Source organism: Marinospirillum celere (assembly GCF_900112235.1).
GTDB classification, from domain to species: Bacteria; Pseudomonadota; Gammaproteobacteria; order Pseudomonadales; family Halomonadaceae; genus Marinospirillum; species Marinospirillum celere.
This window is the reverse complement of sequence record NZ_FOLH01000003.1, coordinates 1-14968: the sequence shown is the minus strand read 5'-3', so window position 1 is coordinate 14968 and position 14968 is coordinate 1. Positions and strand designations below refer to the sequence as shown.

Here is a 14968-nt window from a genome sequence, read left to right as displayed (position 1 = left end):
ATGGTAAAAGTAAGAGATGACCAGCCTCTGAAAGAGGATGGCAATGTTGATCTGGATCTCTGGCTTTGCCACCTCCAGGATGACGTACACCTAAGTGACCCTGCACGTGTCCGTCAGGCTTGTGAACTGGCTGCAGATTTAGAGCGCAAAGCCAGGGAGGAAAATCGTCAATGGTATGAAGGAGCAAGCAACTTTCGTACTGGTTTGGAAATGGCGGACATTCTCGGCGAGCTGCGTATGGATGATGACACCCTGATTGCAGCTTTGCTCTACCGTGGTGTTAGGGAGGAGCTGCTAGGCCTGGAAGCGGTTGAAAAGAAATTTGGTAAGACAGTCGCCATTCTGATTGCCGGTGTTCAGCAAATGGCTGCAATCAGCCAGATTCAAACCACCGATACCCCCGCCTTTGGCCAAAAACAAAACCAACTGGAGCAGCTGCGTAAAATGCTGGTAGCTGTGGTTGATGATGTTCGTGTGGCCTTGATCAAGCTGGCTGAGCGCACCTGTGCTTTGCGTCAAGTCAAGACAGCACCGCGTGAGAAGCGTTTGAGGGTTGCCCGTGAAGTCTTTGAAATCTATGCCCCACTGGCACATCGCTTGGGAATAGGTCATATCAAGTGGGAACTGGAAGACCTGTCTTTCCGCTACCTGGAAGAAGATAGCTACAAATACATTGCCCGGCTTTTGGCCGAAAAGCGCCTGGATCGTGATGGCTATATCCAAAAGGTCATCCAGCAGCTGGAAGATGCGATACAAGCACAGGGTATTGCCAATGCCGACCTACAGGGGCGTGCCAAGCATATCTATTCAATCTGGCGCAAAATGAAGCGCAAGAAGATCGATTTTTCTCAGGTTTATGATGTGCGTGCGGTCAGGGTATTGGTCCCTGAGGTGCGAGATTGTTATGCCGTGCTGGGTATTGTCCACTCAATGTTCAAGCATATTCCCAATGAATTTGATGACTATATAGCGACCCCCAAGGACAATGGTTATCGTTCCTTGCATACTGCGGTGATAGGGCCTGAAGGCAAGGTTCTGGAAGTGCAAATTCGTACCTATGCAATGCATGATGAAGCTGAACTGGGTGTGTGTGCACACTGGCGTTATAAGGGCACTGATGCTGCCGGAAAAAGTAATGCCTATGAAGAAAAGATTGCCTGGTTGCGCCAGGTTCTGGAATGGCATGAAGAAGTGGGCGATGCTTCAGGCATTCGTGAAGAGCTCCAAAATGATGTAGCACCCGATAGAATTTATGTATTTACGCCCGATGGCCATGTTATTGACCTGCCCCAGGATGCAACCCCTATCGATTTTGCCTATCGTGTCCACACAGAAATCGGTCATCGTTGTCGGGGTGCCAAGGTCAATGGTCGCATCGTTCCCTTGAATTACAGCCTGAAAACCGGTGAGCAGATAGAAATTCTGACCACCAGCGGGGAAGGGGCTCCCAGTCGTGACTGGCTTAACCCTTCATTGGGCTATGTGAAAACCTCACGCTGCCGGGCCAAAATTCAGCAGTGGTTCAAGCTTCAAGATAGAGGCAAGAATGTTGAAGAGGGGCGTCAGCTGATCGAGAAGGAATTCAAACGCCTGGGTTTGGAGGGGTTGGACCTTGATGCTCTGGCCAAGGCAATGAACCTGCATGCTGAAGAAGATCTTTTTGCTGCCTTGGGCGCAGGTGATCTGCGGCCTGGTCAGGTCCTATCCATGGCTCAACACTTGTTTGGTGAAACGGAAGATCTGGATCAGTTGGACCGTTTGTTGACCCGCCCAGGCAGTCGTAAAGAGAGTGGTAAAGACGATATTACGATTCTGGGTGTTGGCAACCTGATGACCCAGATGGCACGTTGCTGTCAACCCTTGCCTGGTGACGATATTGTAGGCTATATCACCATAGGCCGGGGCGTGACCATTCACCGTCAGGACTGTAGCAATGTTAACCAACTGAGGGCTGAAGACCCCAATCGCTTGGTTAATGTTGAGTGGGGTCATAAGAAAACCCAGATGTACCCAGTGGATATTCGCATTAAGGCCTGGGACAGAACGGGGCTGTTGAGAGACATTACCCTGATATTGGCCAATGAAAAGGTGAATGTTCTTTCCGTGAACACCTTGACAGATAAAAAAGAAAATCTGGCCAATATTTTGATTACCCTTGAAGTGGCGGGACTGGAAGCCTTGGGGCAGGTGCTTAACCGTCTTAACCAGTTGCCCAATGTTGTTGATGTTCAACGTTTTCGCCAGAACTCAAAACACTGATTAAAGGAGCTGCCTGTGGCCAAGGCCCCTGAATACAAGCTTGAAGATCTGTTAACCCTGATGGCCCGTTTGCGTGATCCCAAGGACGGTTGCCCCTGGGATCTCAAACAAAGCTGGGAAACAATCGTACCCCACACTCTGGAAGAGGCTTATGAAGTCGCTGACTGTATTGAAAGGGGTGACCTGGACCACCTTAAAGAAGAGCTGGGTGATCTGCTGTTTCAGGTTGTTTACTATGCGCGCTTTGGTGAAGAGGAACAACGCTTTGATTTTCACCAGGTGGTTGATGAACTGACACGGAAACTTCTGCGTCGCCACCCCCATGTGTTTCCTGAAGGCCATTTGCAAAGCCGGGCAGGTGACCAGGTTAAAAGTGAAGCTGAGGTTAAAAATACCTGGGAAGCCATCAAAGCTGAAGAGCGCAAAGAGAAGCAGGCAGCCGTTTCAGCGCTGGATGGTGTGCCCAGTAACCTGCCTGCTGTAACCCGGGCCCTTAAATTACAAAAAAGGGCAGCACGGGTCGGTTTTGACTGGGGCAAAGCGATCCAGGTGTTGGATAAGCTGGAAGAAGAATTGGCTGAAATTCGTGAAGCCCTTGCTTCTGGCGATCAGGCCGCAGTTGTTGATGAGGTGGGTGACTTTATCTTTGCCAGTGTCAATCTGGCCCGCCACCTCAAGGTAGACCCGGAAACCGCTGTACGCTCAACCAACCGCAAATTTGAGCGGCGCTTTCGCGAAGTTGAAGCGCTCAGTGCCGCAGCGGGTCAGATGTTAACTGAAGAGCGTCAGAGCAATCCAGCCACCCGTGTTCCCCTGCAAACCCTGGAAGGTTACTGGCAGGAAGCCAAGCGCAAGGAAAGCCGGAATGCCCCTGTCACTTAGAAACTGGTTATTAATCTGTTGCTTTTTACCCGTCTGGCTATTGATTCTGCTTGGCGGAGGCTGGCTGCTGCAAAGCTATTTTTCCAGCTTGGAAGAACAGTTGATAGAACGCGGGCGCTTAACTCTCAAAAACCTTGGTCCTAGCCTGGCGGTGCAACTCGAAGACACCGACCGCTTGCCACAACTGCGCAGCCTCTCTGAACAGCTTCTGGAAACGGCTGATGTTCGGGCTTTTTCCATTTATGATCGCCAGCGCTCCAGTCTCTTGCATGCTGGGCCAAGTATGCGGCCCCTAGAAAGCAGCAATCAGGAACTACGTTGGTCCAATCAATCACAACTGGCAGTCGAGCAGGAAACCCTGAGGTTTATCGAACCCATCTATCAGCTTTCATCAGGTCGGGATTTAAGCCGTCTGCAAGCCGGTGAAAACTCACTCTTACTGGGCTGGGCTGAACTGGAGCTCTCACGAACACCTACTTTGCTCAACAAATATCGACTCTTGCTGATGGGCGGCCTTTTGGTTTTGCTGCTGTTTGTATTGAGCTTATTTTTGCTCTTGTATCTTTCACGTTATCTGGGCCAACGCCTGGATCTGGCGACAACTTCTTTGGGACAAATTGCCGAAGGTGAGCAGCCACCAAGCTTGCCTACCTCAGCAATTCAAGAACTTCAGGGTCTTCAGCAAAGTATCGGCAGCCTGACTGGAGAGCTGAGTCAGCGCGAAGACCAGCTCTTGCAGTCCATTGAAGAGGTGCGTGAGGATGCATCCCGCAGCCTGGAAACCATCGAAATTAAAAACATTGAACTGGATAGAGCACGCAAAGATGCTTTGCGTGCCAGCCGAATCAAATCAGAATTCCTGGCCAATATGAGCCATGAAATCAGAACGCCACTGAATGGCATTATCGGTTTTTCTAACCTCTTATCACGTACCCACCTGGACGTCCGTCAAAAAGAATACCTGGGCCATATTCTTGGTGCTTCGGAAACCATGCTGGGTATCATTAACGATATTCTAGATTTTTCCAAAATTGAAGCAGGCAAACTGGTTTTGGAAGAAGAGGCTGTGGACCTCCGGGAGCTACTGGATACATCCCTGGCAATGCTTGCTCCCCAAGCCCATAGGCAAAACTTGGATTTGCTGGGGCTGATTTATGATGATGTTCCTCAGTTGGTTAAAAGTGATCCCCTGCGTCTTAAGCAACTCTTGAGCAATTTGGTAAGTAATGCCTTGAAGTTTACCGAGCAAGGGGAAGTGGTTGTTCGGATCATGCTGGATGATGAAGAACCAGGCGATTTGACTGTTGGCCATAAAAGCTCCCTGCGTATTGCCGTTACTGATACCGGTGTAGGCTTGAATGCTGCCCAGCGGCAAAAGCTTTTCCAGGCCTTTTCTCAAGCAGATACTTCACAAACACGCCAGTTTGGCGGAACCGGTTTGGGCTTGGCGATCTGTAAGCAGTTGGTGCAGCAGATGGGTGGGCAAATAGGTATGGACAGTGAAGTGGGTGAAGGGTCGACCTTCTGGTTTACCCTGCCGCTTGAGGTGGTCGAGGCAGCTCCTGAGCCTCAGCCTTGGCTGGAAGGACGCAAGCTGGCTGTTTTAGAAACCCATCGGTTAACACGCCAGGCCTGGAGCCATCAATTAAGTAACTGGGGTGCTGAAGTGATTACCGCTGAATCACCCGAAGCCCTCCTACAAGCAGTTAAGGAGCAGCCGATAGACTTGGCGTTGGTGGGTATGAATAGCGATGAAGCAGCTTCCAGCAGCTGGCTTAATGTGCTAGAGCAAGTACGCAGCCACCAGCTGTCTTGCCTACTGCTTTTAAATACCTCAGAACCTGAAGTTCATGCGCGCTTTAGACCAAAGGTTAGTGAGCACTTGCTTCTAAAGCCCTTGTCCGGAAACCGTCTGAAGGAAGCTCTGAGTATCCTTCTGGAGCAGAGTTTGCCCAAGAAATATCTGACCAGTGAACAGGATGAAAACCCATTTAAACTGGATAAGAAGCAGGCAGTGGCAAAAATTCTGTCTGTTGATGATACGCCTTCGAACCTGTTGTTGCTGGTCACTCTCTTGCAGCAATTGGGTTATGAAACCTGTGAGGCGCGTACCGGACAGGAAGCTGTGGAAGTGGTCAAACAAGAGCCGGTTGATCTTATCTTGATGGATATTCAGATGCCGGAAATGGATGGCGTGGAAGCAACACGAAGGATACGTTCACTGGGGCACCAATATCGCAGCTTGCCGATTATTGCATTAACCGCTCATGCTGTTGCTGAAGAGCGTGCTGGTTGGCTGCAAGCGGGCCTCAATGACATCTTGATCAAACCCCTGAATGAAAAGCTTTTAACGGATATTTTGCATCGTTGGTTGGGTGAAAATCTGAGCTATCCGGCTTTAGAAGAAGTGGCTGTTCCTTGCCCGGTAGATAGAGATTTAGGAGTACGCTTGGCAGCAGGAAGGCCAGAGTTAGCTGATGAGTTGCTGGGTTTATTACTAGCTTCACTGGAGGAGAGTAAAGAAGCAATCGAGCAGGCTTTGGCCAACGAACAGGAAATGGCATTGATTGATGCGGTGCACCGTTTACATGGTGCCAGTCGTTACTGTGGAGTGCCTGACCTTGCCCAGTTAACAGAAGCCCTGGAAACCCAATTAAAAGCCAAACAGCATCGCCTGGTAGCTATCAGTTTAGAGCAACTCTTTCAGGAAATTGAAAGGCTGCTGGAATGGAAGCAAAATGGATATAGAGCTGACTGGCATACCAGTTCGATTACTGGAAGCGGTTAACTGAAACCGGAAGCAAAGTCTGGCTGCAGAACTCTAAGCAGACGCGCTACCTTGTGAAGGGTTTCGGCATATTCATCTTCAGGGCTGGAATCAGCGACCAGCCCGCCACCTCCCCATAGATGCAAGTTGCCTTCGGTGGCAATAAAAGTGCGTATAGCAATATTGAAATCCATGCGGCCACTGAAATCGATATAACCAATTGATCCGCAGTAAGCACTTCTTCGACAGGGTTCCAGCTCTTCAATAATTTCCATGGCCCGCAATTTGGGTGCACCAGTGATGGAACCACCTGGAAAAGCGGCGGTTAACAAATCCAGTGGCTGGTAGGGGGGCTTGAGCTGGCCGGTAATACGGCTAACCAGGTGGTGGACGTAATTATAACTCTCCAGAGTAAAAAGATCGGGTACGCGAATGCTGCCAGCATGACAGACTTTCCCCAGGTCGTTGCGAAGCAAGTCAACAATCATCAGATTCTCAGCCCGGTCTTTAGTGCTCTTCAGTAGATTTTCGGCAAGCGCTAGATCCTCTTTTTGATTTCTTCCTCTGGGACGCGTGCCTTTGATGGGTTGGGTTTCAACGTCACCGGCTGCTGAGCACTTAAGAAAACGCTCAGGTGACAGGGACAACAGCTGTTGATCGCCATAATCCAGGAAGGCTGAAAAGGGGGCAGGGATAGCGCTATTGAGTTGCTGCCAGGCATCAAGAACTGAGCCTTCAAAGGTTGCTGAAAAGCGCTGAGCAAGATTGATTTGGTAGCAGTCGCCTGCATGCAAATACTCCTGAACCCGAGCAAATTTAGCGCGATACTCGGTTTCCTTCATATTACTGACAAAATCAGAAGTCAGCTTAAAACCTTGTTGAATTTCAGGCCCGCCTTGCAGTCTTGTTTGTAGTTCTTCTGCCAGCTGGTCAGTGAAAAAACCACTTAGCCAAGTCGTTTGAGTCTGGTGGTCACTGACCAGAGACCATTCATAAAAACCCAAACGAACCCAGGGTAAAGAGAGGTCATCTTTAGCAATTTCTGGCAGCTGTTCCAAGAGCCTGGCGGCATCATAGCTAAAGTAGCCCAGCCAGCCGTAGGTAAAGGGCAGCTCAACGGGAGCTGGCGGAAAAGTGTTGGTATCAGCTAAGCGTAAATCCTGGAGTAGGTCCTTTTGCTCAGGGCGAGTGATTTCCAGTTTGCGCGTGGGCTGACCACAGGCAATGGAATAGCGGCCGGCACTGGTCCCTTTATGGCTACCTGCAAGTAAAGCAGGCCATTGCAGGTGGCTGATAGCAGCAAGCAGGGCTGTATCACTGGCATAGGGCAGTTGTTGGTAGCGCAAAGAAAACTCCTGTAAACCCTGATAAGGAACAAGGGCGGCATTTTACGTGATAAGTCACCTAAAAGTCGCCTAGCTTAGCTAAGGAGAAGCAGCAACCCGGTTAGTTGAACCCTGGTTGTCGACAACTTGTGATTCCTAGGCCTGTGTCTCTTTGGTGCGTGCCAGTAAAAAGCTTTTAATAATCATTCACCTACCCTGTAACCTCCTGAATTTTAGACTAAGGTTTTAATTGACGTCCGAGGATCTGTTGTCTACAGTGCAACTCAAATCAATATTGTTGACAATATTTTATGGCAGACCTACCTATGAATGAGGAAGCAACTCTGGACAGCCGAACCCTGGCCGATCGGGTTTTTGAAGAGCTGCAGGATGCGATAGTGACAGGTGGAATTGCGCCAGGTACCAAAATTACAGAACCGGGTTTGGCGAAAGAATATGGTATTTCCCGAGGGCCTCTGCGTGAAGCCATGCGGCGTTTGGAAGGTCGTCATCTGGTGACTCGCATTCCCCATGTCGGCGCCCGGGTTGTTTCTCTTTCTCTGGATGAGCTGTTGGAGCTCTACGAAGTACGCGAAGCCATGGAGGGAATGGCGTGCCGTCTGGCAGCCCGTCAGATGCCCCAGGATGAAATAGATGGCCTTAAAGCCTTGCTGGAAAAGCACGAGAACCAGGCTGAGCTGCAACAAAACCTAGCTTATTACCAAAAAGAAGGTGATCTGGATTTCCACTATCGCATAGTGAATGGCAGTGGAAACCGCAAGCTGAGTGAACTGCTCTGTGGTGAGCTCTATTACTTGGTGCGTATGTACCGTTACCGCTTTAGTGCCACCAGCGGCCGTCCCAAGCGGGCTTTTCAGGAGCACTACCGCATTGTGGATGCAATAGAGCAACGCGACGAAGAGCTGGCAGAAATGCTGATGAGAAGGCATATCCGTGCCTCCAGAGATAACGTCGAGCAGCGCTTGCGCGAGCAGCAAGCACTTTCACGATAAATCCAGTCTTACCTATTTTACAAAGAGGAAAAAACCATGTCCCAGAAACTGACTGCAGGTGGGCGTTTTCGTAAGGCCCTCAAAGAAAATAACCCTTTGCAAATCGTCGGCACTATTAATGCCTATCACGCCATGATGGCTACCCGTGTTGGTCACCAGGCCATTTATCTTTCCGGTGGTGGTGTGGCCAATGCTTCTTATGGACTGCCAGATCTGGGCATGACCAGTATGAATGATGTTCTGGAAGATGTGCGTCGTATTACCAGTGCTGTAGAAACACCACTACTGGTTGATATTGATACCGGTTGGGGTGGGGCTTTCAATATTGCCCGTGCGGTTAAAGAGATGGAAAAAGCGGGCGCAGCAGCTGTACATATTGAAGATCAGGTTGCCCAGAAGCGTTGTGGTCACCGTCCCAACAAGGAAATTGTTTCTCAGGATGAAATGGTGGATCGAGTTAAAGCGGCAGTAGATGCCAAAACCGATCCTGATTTCTTTGTGATGGCACGTACTGATGCGTTCCAGAAAGATGGTTTGGAAGCCGCTGTAGAGCGCGCCAAAGCCTGCCTGGATGCTGGCGCTGATGGCATCTTCGCTGAAGCAGTGCACACCCTGGAAGATTACAAAGCCTTTGCTAAAGGCATCGGTGGTGCCCATCTGCTGGCCAATATCACTGAATTTGGTGCAACGCCCCTGTTTAATAAGAAAGAGCTGGCAGAAAATGGTGCCACCATGGTGCTTTACCCGCTGTCAGCCTTCCGTGCTGCCAACAAAGCAGCTCTCAATGTTTTCCAGCACCTGTTGGATGATGGTGATCAAAAAGCAGTGATCGATACCATGCAAACCCGCATGGAGCTCTATGATTTCCTGAACTATCACGATTTCGAACAAAAGCTGGATGAGCTCTTTGCCCAGGGCAAAAATAAATAACGCCTACTAATAACAAGATAACGAGGAGAAAGTCATGTCCGAGAACACTCAGGTAAAGCCTAAACCTAAAAAGTCGGTTGCTCTGTCTGGAACTGCTGCGGGTAATACTGCTCTGTGTACAGTGGGCCGCAACGGCAATGAGCTTCACTATCGTGGTTATGACATTTTAGACCTGGCCGAGAAGTGTGAATTTGAAGAGGTTGCTTATCTGCTGGTTCACGGCAAACTGCCAACCGTTGCTGAATTGACAGCCTACAAAACCAAGCTGAAAGCTCTGCGTGGCCTGCCTGCTGCGGTTAAAACAGCTCTGGAACAATTGCCACCTTCAGCCCACCCTATGGATGTGATGCGTACCGGCGTTTCCGTTTTGGGCTGTGTCAAACCTGAAAAAGATGACCACAACCACCCGGATGCGCGTGATATTGCTGACAAGCTGATGGCCTGCCAGGGCTCCATGCTGCTGTACTGGTACCACTTTGCCTATAACGGCAAGCGTATTGACCTGGAAACCGATGATGACTCTATTGGTGGTCACTTCCTGCATCTGCTGCATGGTGAGAAGCCCCGTGAATCCTGGGTCAAGGCAATGCACACCTCGCTGATTCTTTATGCTGAGCATGAGTTCAATGCCTCTACTTTTGCTGGCCGTGTTGTTGCTGGTACAGGTTCTGACTTCTACAGCTGTATTGCTGGTGCGATAGGTGCTCTACGTGGTCCTAAACACGGCGGTGCTAATGAGGTCGCTTTTGAAATCCAAAAACGCTACGACAGCCCCGAACAGGCTGAAGAAGATATTCGTGAGCGTGTGGGTCGTAAGGAAGTGGTCATTGGTTTTGGGCACCCGGTTTACACGGTATCTGATCCACGTAATAAGGTGATCAAGCAGGTAGCAAAAGAGCTGTCTGAAGAACAGCAGAATACCAAGATGTATGACATAGCTGAGCGCCTGGAATCCGTGATGTGGGAAATCAAAAAAATGTTCCCCAACCTGGACTGGTTCTCCGCAGTCAGCTACCACATGATGGGCGTGCCCACAGATATGTTTACGCCGCTGTTTGTCATTTCGCGCACCTCCGGCTGGAGTGCTCACATTATTGAGCAGCGTATTGACGGCAAGATCATTCGTCCCAATGCCAACTATGTCGGTGAAGGCCCTCGCAGTGTGCCTTCCATTGACAAGCGCAGCTGATCAACCCCATAGGTTACTGAAATGATGAATACTGAATATCGCAAGCCTCTTCCAGGCACTTCGCTGGATTACTTTGATGCGCGTGCAGCGGTCGAAGCCATACAGCCAGGTTCTTATGAGAAGCTGCCTTACACTTCGCGCATTCTGGCCGAGCAGCTGGTCCGCCGCTGCGAGCCTGGAGCTCTGACCGATTCTCTCAAACAACTTATTGAGCGCCGCCGTGATCTTGACTTTCCTTGGTATCCTGCCCGTGTCGTTTGTCATGACATTCTGGGCCAGACAGCGCTAGTTGATCTGGCTGGTCTGCGTGATGCCATTGCCGAGAAGGGTGGGGATCCTGCCAAGGTCAATCCCGTGGTGCCCACTCAGTTGATCGTGGATCACTCGCTGTCTGTTGAGCACGCAGGTTTTGAAGAGGATGCCTTCGAAAAAAACCGTGCCATTGAAGACCGTCGTAATGAAGACCGCTTTCACTTTATTGAGTGGACGAAAACCGCATTTAAAAACGTCGATGTGATCCCTGCTGGTAACGGCATCATGCACCAGATCAACCTGGAGAAGATGTCACCTGTTGTTCAGGCCCGTGATGGTGTGGCCTATCCAGATACCTGTGTGGGTACGGATTCGCATACGCCGCATGTTGATGCCCTGGGTGTTATTTCCGTCGGTGTGGGTGGTCTGGAAGCTGAAACCGTCATGCTGGGTCATCCTTCGATGATGCGTCTGCCGGACATCGTGGGTGTTGAACTGGTTGGCAAACGTCAGCCTGGCATTACCGCAACCGATATTGTCCTGGAGCTAACCGAGTTCCTGCGCAAAGAGCGCGTGGTAGGTGCTTATTTGGAATTCTTTGGTGAAGGGGCCTCAACCCTGACTGTCGGTGATCGTGCCACTATTTCCAATATGACACCTGAGTATGGTGCTACGGCGGCCATGTTCTTTATTGATGAACAAACGATCGACTATCTGAAACTGACCGGTCGTGAGCCTGAACAGGTTGAGTTGGTTGAACATTTTGCCAAAACGACTGGTCTTTGGGCCGATAGCTTGGAAACGGCTGAGTATGAGAGGGTACTCAGGTTTGATTTGTCTGCAGTGGGTCGTAACCTGGCTGGTCCTTCCAATCCGCATGCCCGGGTTTCGACCAAAGACCTGGCTGCCCGGGGTATTTCCGGTGATCTGGAAGAAGGTCGTCAGCAGGAAGCTCAGGGTTTGATGCCTGATGGTGCAGTTATTATTGCCGCCATCACCTCCTGCACCAATACCTCTAACCCACGTAACGTGGTGGCAGCTGGCCTGGTCGCCAAGAAAGCCAATGAACTGGGTCTGGTGCGTAAGCCCTGGGTCAAGTCTTCATTCGCTCCTGGTTCTAAGGTAGCGCGTCTTTATTTGGAAGAAGCAGGCCTTCTGCCAGAACTAGAAAAGTTGGGCTTTGGTATCGTGGCCTACGCCTGTACTACCTGTAATGGCATGTCCGGTGCTCTGGACCCAAAAATCCAGGAAGAGATTATTGAACGTGACCTCTATGCTACGGCAGTGCTGTCTGGTAACCGTAACTTTGATGGTCGGATTCATCCTTATGCCAAGCAGGCTTTCCTGGCTTCACCGCCTCTGGTTGTTGCCTACGCCATTGCTGGTACCATCCGCTTTGATATCGAGCAGGATGTACTGGGTACTGATGCGCAGGGCAACCCCATCACCTTGAAAGATCTTTGGCCTTCTGATGAAGAAATTGACTCCATTGTGAGTCAGCACGTTAAGCCTGAGCAATTCAAACAGATTTATATTCCTATGTTTGATTTGGATCGGGGCGAAGAGGCGGCCAGCCCACTTTATGACTGGCGTCCTCAGTCTACTTATATTCGCCGTCCGCCTTATTGGGAAGGTGCCCTGGCAGCAGAGCGCACCATGAAAGGTATGCGTCCGCTGGCGATACTGCCTGACAACATCACCACCGACCACCTGTCGCCTTCCAATGCGATCATGATGGACTCAGCAGCGGGTGAGTACCTACATAAAATGGGTGTGCCTGAAGCGGACTTCAACTCTTATGCAACCCACCGCGGTGATCACCTGACGGCTCAGCGTGCAACTCTGGCCAATCCCAAGCTGATCAATGAGATGGCTGTAGTGGATGGCAAGGTTAAGCAGGGTTCTTTGGCACGCCTGGAGCCAGAAGGGGAAGTCAAGCGCATGTGGGATGTTATTGAAACCTACATGGAACGCAAGCAACCGCTGATCGTTATTGCTGGCGCTGACTATGGTCAGGGCTCTTCGCGTGATTGGGCTGCCAAAGGCGTACGCCTGGCCGGTGTTGAAGCCATCGTTGCTGAGGGTTTTGAGCGCATCCACCGTACTAATCTGGTGGGTATGGGTGTTCTTCCCTTGCAGTTCAAAGAAGGCGATACCCGTCATACCTATAAGATTGACGGTACGGAAACCTTTGATGTCAAAGGTAAGATCGCAGCAGGCGCTGAGCTAACTCTAGTGATCAACCGTAAAAATGGCGAACAGGTTGAAGTACCTGTTACCTGCCGCTTGGATACCGAGGCTGAACTGAGCGTTTATAACGCTGGTGGTGTACTCCAGCGTTTTGCCAAGGATTTCCTGGAAGGTAGCGTCTGATCTTTCATAATTGCCGGGACGGTTAGACGGCCCGGACAGAAGCAATCAGGGTGGGTGTGACAGACCGTCTGTTGCCAGGGAAGGGTTTACGGCGTGTCTGAAGCACCCACCCTGTGTTGCTCTGTAAAACTCTTCGAACGGAGCGACTTATGCCCAGTGTTCCCCAGATTAAAATTCCCGCCACCTATATGCGTGGTGGAACCTCCAAGGGTGTTTTCTTTAGTCTCACCGATCTTCCAGAGGCCGCTCAGGTGCCTGGTGAGGCGCGTGACAAGATGCTGCTGCGGGTGATTGGCAGTCCTGATCCCTATGGTCAGCAGATTGATGGTATGGGTGGGGCAACGTCCAGTACCTCCAAAACCGTGATTCTGGCGAAAAGCGAACAGCCAGATCATGATGTTGACTATCTGTTTGGTCAGGTTGCGATTAATAAAGCTTTTGTTGACTGGTCAGGCAACTGTGGCAACCTCACCGGTGCTGTGGGTGCTTTTGCTATTAGTAAGGGTTTGGTCGATTCTGCGCGGGTTCCCGAAAATGGCATCTGCACGGTACGCATCTGGCAGAAGAATATTCAAAAAACCATCGTTGCTCACGTGCCGATCACCAACGGCGAAGTGCAGGAAACCGGCGATTTTGAACTGGATGGAGTCACCTTTCCTGCTGCGGAAGTCGTCATTGAATTTATGGATCCCGCTGATGGCGAAGGCTCCATGTTCCCAACCGGAAATGTTGTTGATGATCTGGAAGTTCCAGGAGAGGGAATCCTCAAGGCAACTATGATCAATGCTGGTATTCCGACCATCTTCGTTAATGCAACCGATATCGGCTACCAGGGCACGGAGTTACAAAAGGATATCAACTCGGACCTCAAGGCTTTGGAGCGTTTTGAAAAGCTGCGCGCTTACGGCGCTATGAAGATGGGCTTGATCAAAGATCTTGCCGAGGCGGCCAACCGTCAGCACACCCCTAAGATTGCTTTTGTCGCACCGCCCACCGATTACTCGGCTTCCAGTGGTAAGGAAATCAAAGCAAGTGAAATCGATCTCTGTGTTCGTGCTTTGTCTATGGGTAAGCTTCACCATGCCATGATGGGTACGGCCTCCGTCGCGATTGCAACTGCGGCTGCAGTCCCAGGAAGCTTGGTGAATCTGGCTGCTGGCGGTGGCAACCGTGAAGAAGTGGTGTTTGGTCATCCATCTGGCACCCTGAAAGTGGGAGCTGCTGCAGAAGAAGTCGATGGTCAATGGACTGCCAAGAAAGCCGTGATGAGTCGTAGTGCGCGCGTGATCATGGAAGGTTGGGTCAGAATTCCTGGCGATACCTTCTAAAAAAGGTCTGAATCACGCTAAAAGCCCCCGGTTTTTTTGTGCTACTGAAGGCACCCAAGTATAGGCTTGGGTGCCTTTTTTTATAGCTGTTGTGAATAACCTTGTGGGTTACTTTGAGGATAAGCTGGGAGTAAGAGTTTTTTTCCAAAAAAAAGCAAAAAAGGCTTGCGCTAATAAATGAAATCACTAGAATGCGCACTCGCTGTCAGGGGCAAGCCGAGGCAAGAACCTGAACAGCAGCAAGCGAAAATAAACGCTTGACGGGGGCAAAAACAGTGGTAAGATGTTGCCTCTTGATTCGAAGATGAATCGACGCTCTTTAAGAAAGCATCAGGTACATTCATGTGGGCGCTTGCGGGATGGGTTGGAGGCGCTGGACTTTCAAAACCTTTCGGGGTTTTATCTAGGAAGCCAGTTAAGTCACTAAAACATCAAGGCAAGCGACTCGTCGAGATTTTCGGATCTCAATTATTCGTTTGACCCTTGAGCCAAGTTTGATTCTCTTAAAGAATCGATGATTTTAAACTGAAGAGTTTGATCATGGCTCAGATTGAACGCTGGCGGCAGGCCTAACACATGCAAGTCGAGCGGAAACGATGGGAGCTTGCTCCCAGGCGTCGAGCGGCGGACGGGTGAGTAATGCATGGGAA

At 50.4% G+C, this 14968-nt stretch carries 9 protein-coding genes and 1 rRNA gene; 9 read left to right on the top strand and 1 reads right to left on the bottom strand.

What is annotated here, in order from left to right; translation table 11 throughout:
- The 3 genes from relA to BM185_RS07130 are packed head-to-tail and all read left to right on the top strand — an operon-like array spanning position 1 to position 5929.
- Entirely contained in the window at positions 1 to 2259 is a 2259-nt protein-coding gene (gene relA / locus BM185_RS07140; RefSeq protein WP_091961389.1) for a GTP diphosphokinase, read from the top strand.
- Positions 2260 to 2274: 15 nt separating this feature from the next.
- A complete protein-coding gene (gene mazG / locus BM185_RS07135; protein WP_281247331.1) occupies positions 2275 to 3141 on the top strand; it encodes a nucleoside triphosphate pyrophosphohydrolase in 867 nt (288 codons plus the stop codon).
- Positions 3125 to 5929 (top strand): response regulator, encoded by a 2805-nt coding sequence (locus tag BM185_RS07130; RefSeq protein ID WP_091961386.1) that lies wholly within the window; start codon positions 3125 to 3127, stop codon positions 5927 to 5929. Before mazG ends, BM185_RS07130 begins: the two co-directional genes overlap by 17 nt.
- On the opposite strand, the gene pabB is transcribed toward BM185_RS07130, so the two are convergent.
- On the bottom strand, positions 5926 to 7254 hold the full coding sequence (pabB, locus tag BM185_RS07125) for an aminodeoxychorismate synthase component I (RefSeq protein WP_091961383.1): 1329 nt from the start codon (positions 7252 to 7254) through the stop codon (positions 5926 to 5928). The genes BM185_RS07130 and pabB overlap by 4 nt on opposite strands.
- A gap of 305 nt (positions 7255 to 7559) precedes the next feature.
- On the opposite strand from pabB, the gene BM185_RS07120 reads away from it, so the two are divergent.
- The 6 genes from BM185_RS07120 to BM185_RS07095 form a co-directional block, all read left to right on the top strand.
- Entirely contained in the window at positions 7560 to 8246 is a 687-nt protein-coding gene (locus BM185_RS07120; RefSeq protein WP_091961380.1) for a GntR family transcriptional regulator, read from the top strand.
- 36 nt (positions 8247 to 8282) lie between these two features.
- Complete coding sequence (prpB, locus tag BM185_RS07115; RefSeq protein ID WP_091961378.1) at positions 8283 to 9176, top strand: methylisocitrate lyase; 894 nt, start codon at positions 8283 to 8285, stop codon at positions 9174 to 9176.
- Positions 9177 to 9210: 34 nt separating this feature from the next.
- On the top strand, positions 9211 to 10365 hold the full coding sequence (gene prpC, locus BM185_RS07110) for a bifunctional 2-methylcitrate synthase/citrate synthase (RefSeq protein WP_091961375.1): 1155 nt from the start codon (positions 9211 to 9213) through the stop codon (positions 10363 to 10365).
- 24 nt (positions 10366 to 10389) lie between these two features.
- The gene (gene acnD, locus BM185_RS07105) at positions 10390 to 12990 is read left to right on the top strand and encodes a Fe/S-dependent 2-methylisocitrate dehydratase AcnD (protein ID WP_091962700.1); all 2601 of its coding nucleotides are present in this window, start codon (positions 10390 to 10392) and stop codon (positions 12988 to 12990) included.
- 149 nt (positions 12991 to 13139) lie between these two features.
- Positions 13140 to 14318 (top strand): 2-methylaconitate cis-trans isomerase PrpF, encoded by a 1179-nt coding sequence (gene prpF / locus BM185_RS07100; protein ID WP_091961373.1) that lies wholly within the window; start codon positions 13140 to 13142, stop codon positions 14316 to 14318.
- Positions 14319 to 14840: 522 nt separating this feature from the next.
- Positions 14841 to 14968 (top strand): 16S ribosomal RNA (locus tag BM185_RS07095); the annotation flags it as partial.

Bases quoted from the DNA above. Each gene is read 5' to 3' on its own strand.
- prpF (WP_091961373.1), top strand. From the start codon at position 13,140: ATGCCCAGTGTTCCCCAGATTAAAATTCCCGCCACCTATATGCGTGGT.
- acnD (WP_091962700.1), top strand. From the start codon at position 10,390: ATGAATACTGAATATCGCAAGCCTCTTCCAGGCACTTCGCTGGATTAC.
- prpC (WP_091961375.1), top strand. From the start codon at position 9,211: ATGTCCGAGAACACTCAGGTAAAGCCTAAACCTAAAAAGTCGGTTGCT.
- relA (WP_091961389.1), top strand. From the start codon at position 1: ATGGTAAAAGTAAGAGATGACCAGCCTCTGAAAGAGGATGGCAATGTT.
- BM185_RS07130 (WP_091961386.1), top strand. From the start codon at position 3,125: ATGCCCCTGTCACTTAGAAACTGGTTATTAATCTGTTGCTTTTTACCC.
- prpB (WP_091961378.1), top strand. From the start codon at position 8,283: ATGTCCCAGAAACTGACTGCAGGTGGGCGTTTTCGTAAGGCCCTCAAA.
- BM185_RS07120 (WP_091961380.1), top strand. From the start codon at position 7,560: ATGAATGAGGAAGCAACTCTGGACAGCCGAACCCTGGCCGATCGGGTT.